Raw genomic sequence first — 2,279 nt, 5'->3', positions numbered from 1 at the left:
TCCGACGCGCGTATGGATCAGCTACCGTCGGCAGTCGATCGGTGAACGTTCGTCGTGCGCATTCCCCATGTGCACATCGCCAGCGGCTCAGCAGGAGTTCACTGTCACCCACTGCCCCTGGACCGGCAGATCCTGGAGGCTGCGGCGTGACCAGCCATGCCTACTTCGGCTTCGCCGTCCACAATCGGGGCAGATGCCGACCGCGGATCCAGCAGCGGAAACAGCCCAACCGTCATCACCGGCGAGCGCGATACCCAGTATCTTGACCCCTGGGCCGGGCGACCATTTCGATTTCGTTCGCATGTCCGCCCATAGCGACAACCTCGCTAACGACGGGTGAACCACACAAAGTGAGGAAGAACCGTTAAATATGAGACTCGCTCTTCAACGATTTCAGTAACTTAGCCGTTCACTTAATTCGAGAATGTGCAGTTAAATTGAGAATCAATATCACAGATCGGCACTTAATTTGATAATCGCGGCGAACAACGTGGTGCCGTCGCATTGCAGACAACGGTGCACGATATTCAATGAATCCAACATCTTAGAGACAATGTGGCTACAGTTAATTTGAGACTCCAAACTATTCCATTCTCGTATTTAAGTGCCCGCAATGACCAGAACGGTCGCATTCTTGTAATTAAAAGCCAAGCGACAACGGGGACTCCATCTGCAATACCATGCTGATCTCCAAAGCTATTGCCAAAGGTTGCGCGACTTCATGAGCGAGCTTGTTTTCCCGTTAGAGAGGGGCACACGGGTTCAACGGAAGAGGGCATCGCTCGTCTTGCGCGTCTGCGTGCAGTCACCCTCACTCAGTGTTGCCGCAGCTCAATCAGCAAAGGCCGTGCTGACCTGCCACTGAACTGTCATCCGGCGGCGATTAGAGCCTCAGCTGTTTCTGTTACGCCGTAGGGCGCGGGTTGAGCAACCGGCGGAGACGCGAAGCCCATATCGAGCGGAGCGGCATAGCCGGTTGCGGCGAGGGTTCCGGCGAGGGCCGCCGGGGTCTGGTAGGCGAGCGAGGAATGAGGCCTCGCCGTGTTAAAGTCCTGCCTCCATTCGGCGATGGCGATTCGGGCGTGATCGAGGCCGAAGAACAGGCTCTCGTTCAACAGCTCATCGCGCATCCGGCCGTTGAAGGATTCGACGTAGCCATTTTGCATCGGCTTGCCCGGCGCGATGTAGTGCCATTCGACGCGATGATCCTTCGACCAGGCGAGGATGGCGTTCGAGGTGAACTCCGTGCCGTGGTCGGAAACGATCATGTCCGGCTTGCCGCGTCGGGCGATCAGGTCAGTCAGTTCCCGAGCAACGCGCCGACCGGAGATCGACGTGTCCGGGATCGCGGCAAGGCATTCGCGCGTCACGTCGCCGACGATGTTCAGCACCCGGAACCGCCGCCCGCAGGCGAACTGGTCATGGACGAAGTCCAGCGACCAGCGCGCGTTCGGCTTCGCCTCGACCAGGATCGGCGCCCGCGTGCCGACCGCTCGTCGCCTTGCCCGACGCTTGCGCCACCGCCAGCCCTTCCTCGCGGTAGAGCCGATAGATGCGGTTGATCCCCGATGCCTCGCCCTCGCGCCTGAGCAGAATGAACAGGCGTCGATAGCCGAAGCGGCGGCGCTCATTGGCGAGGTCGCGCAGACGGCCGCGCAGTTCCTGCTCGGGCGGACGCCGGGACTGGTAGCGGATCATTTTGCGATCGGCGCCCACGAAGGAACAGGCCCGCCGCTCCGACAAGCCCATCGTGGCCTGCAGATGCGCGACGGCTTCGCGCTTGGCGACAGGCCCTACCATTTTTTGACAAAAGCTCGCGCAGCGCCGAGGCTTCCAGCATCTGGTCGGCGAGCAGCTTCTTCAGCTTCGCGTTCTCGTCTTCCAGGGCCTTCAGGCGCTTGGCGTCGGACACGTCCATCCCGCCATACTTCGCCTTCCAGTTATACAGCGTCGCCTCCGAGATCCCGTGCTTGCGGGCCAGATCGCCCGCCTTCGCCCCCGCCTCATGCTCGCGCAAAACCGCGATGATCTGCTCTTCCGTAAACCGCTTTCTCTTCATCAGTCCGTCCTTCAAACGAGGCCGGACTCTAATCCCAACCGGAGGAAATTACCCGCGGCAGGTCAATCCGCATCCGCAAGAGCAAGTACCTCAATAATCGGATCGAGCAGGACCATCGGCGCATCAAGCGCCGCACGTCTAGACAGCGGTCTTGATCTCGGCCATGACGCCGACGATGTCGTTCACCACCGTCTCGACCAGCTTCTGGTCGTCGCCCTCG

Annotated in this window: 3 pseudogenes; 1 reads left to right on the top strand and 2 read right to left on the bottom strand. The window is 60.2% G+C overall.

Going from position 1 to position 2,279, the window contains the following annotated elements:
* Both AC0L2K_RS34770 and AC0L2K_RS34765 read right to left on the bottom strand, forming a co-directional pair.
* Nucleotides 1-303 (bottom strand): annotated as a pseudogene (locus tag AC0L2K_RS34770) (transposase family protein); the annotation flags it as partial.
* A 566-nt stretch (nucleotides 304-869) separates the two neighbouring features.
* Nucleotides 870-2,059, bottom strand: a pseudogene (locus AC0L2K_RS34765) (IS3 family transposase).
* Between the two features lie 53 nt (nucleotides 2,060-2,112).
* On the opposite strand from AC0L2K_RS34765, the pseudogene AC0L2K_RS34760 reads away from it, so the two are divergent.
* Nucleotides 2,113-2,193: pseudogene (locus AC0L2K_RS34760) on the top strand (IS6 family transposase); the annotation flags it as partial.
* Nucleotides 2,194-2,279: the final 86 nt, after the last annotated feature.

The sequence above is a fragment of the Mesorhizobium sp. WSM4817 genome, assembly GCF_055811135.1.
This window is presented reverse-complemented; position numbering and strand designations above follow the sequence as displayed.